The organism is Micromonospora sp. AMSO12t (genome assembly GCF_008806585.1).
GTDB lineage: Bacteria > Actinomycetota > Actinomycetes > Mycobacteriales > Micromonosporaceae > Micromonospora > Micromonospora reichwaldensis.
Genome location: NZ_WAAS01000554.1, coordinates 1 through 468, shown reverse-complemented (window position 1 = coordinate 468; position 468 = coordinate 1). Strand labels below are relative to the sequence as shown.

Below are 468 nucleotides of genomic sequence, written 5' to 3'. Positions count from 1 at the left end.
GTCTTGTCGGTGGTGAGCTGGGCCAGGGCGCAGCCACGCTGCCTCGCCTGGTCGACCGCCCAGGTGATCATCTGCCGGCCGACGCCGCGCCCGCGCAGGTCGGAGCGGACCCGGACCGCCTCGATCAGCTGCCGCTCCGCGCCGTGCCGGCCCAGGCCGGGGATGTAGGTGAGCTGCATGCAGCCGAGCAGCTCACCGTCCGCGTCGGCCACGATCAGCTGGTTGCGCGGGTCGGCGTCGATGTCGGCGAACGCCTTCTCGTACGCGGCGTCGACCTCCGTGAAGTCGCGGGTCCTGCCGAGCACGTCGTCGGCGAGCAGGGCGATCACGGCAGGCAGGTCGCCGCGGACGGCCTCACGGAAGATCACGTCACTCATGCCGCCAGCGTGGCACAGTGAGCGGGACCGATGGGCGGGCAGCGCTCGGGTACGGGGGGCAACATGACTGTCCATGGACGTCCTGCTGCTG

General features: G+C 71.6%; 1 protein-coding gene. It reads right to left on the bottom strand.

What is annotated here, in order from left to right:
- Positions 1-377, bottom strand: a 377-nt coding sequence (locus F6X68_RS32925; protein WP_151457866.1) for a GNAT family N-acetyltransferase, incomplete at its 3' end; no start/stop codon positions are given.
- Positions 378-468 lie beyond the last annotated feature (91 nt).